Source organism: Paraburkholderia saeva, from assembly GCF_907164555.1.
GTDB classification, from domain to species: domain Bacteria; phylum Pseudomonadota; class Gammaproteobacteria; order Burkholderiales; family Burkholderiaceae; genus Paraburkholderia; species Paraburkholderia saeva.
Window position 1 is genome coordinate 1 of the sequence record NZ_CAJQZC010000033.1, and the last position, 856, is coordinate 856.

The following is an 856-nucleotide window of genomic DNA, read 5'->3' on the forward strand; positions in this document are numbered from 1 at the left end:
GGTAGTCCCCCCGTTTTTAACGGGGCTCAGAAGTAGAGGTCATGCCGCGATGGGCAACTTCTGTTTCGGCGGTACGCCACCAATGGCCGTGTTCGGCCGCTCGTGATTGTATGACCACAGCCACTTCGTCGCATAGTCCTGAACGTCGGCCACCGTCTCGAACAGGTAATGAGCGAGCCAGTCGTATCGAACCGTTTTGTTGTAACGCTCGATGTACGCGTTCTGTTGCGGCTTGCCGGGCTGGATAAACTGCAGAACGATGCCGCGTCTCATGGCCCAGTCCCTGAGCGCATCGCTGACATATTCCGGCCCGTTGTCGCAACGAATCTTCAGCGGCTTGCCGCGCCATTCGATCACCTGATCCAGCGACCGGATAACGCGTAGCGCAGGCAACGAGAAGTCCACCTCGATACACAGGCCTTCCCGGTTGAAGTCGTCGATCACGTTGAACAGCCGGATGCTACGGCCATCGGCAAGCTGATCGTGCATGAAATCCATTGACCAGCACTCGTTCAGTGCTTGCGGCACGGCCAGCGGTTCCGGCTGCTCACGCACCAGCCGTTTGCGTGGCTTGATCCGCAGATTCAGCTCCAGTTCGCGATAGATGCGATAAACACGTTTGTGATTCCAGGCGAAGCCCTTGACATTGCGCAGGTACAGGAAGCACAGCCCAAAGCCCCAGTTGCGCTGATTGTGCGTGAGTTTCACAAGCCACTGGGCGATCACACTGTTTTCCGCGCAACGCTTTGCCTGGTAGCGGTAGCAGGTCTCACTTACGCCAAACGCCTCACAGGCCGCCCGTACGCTCATCGCCCGCTCCTTGACTGCGCGGATGGCCATCTCGCGTCGACGAGAT

At 58.4% G+C, this 856-nt stretch carries 1 protein-coding gene; it reads right to left on the reverse strand.

Going from position 1 to position 856, the window contains the following annotated elements; genetic code table 11:
• Positions 1-39: 39 nt before the first annotated feature.
• Positions 40-856 (reverse strand): IS3 family transposase (locus LPA36_RS29355; protein WP_228884020.1); only part of this gene is annotated, 817 nt, incomplete at its 5' end.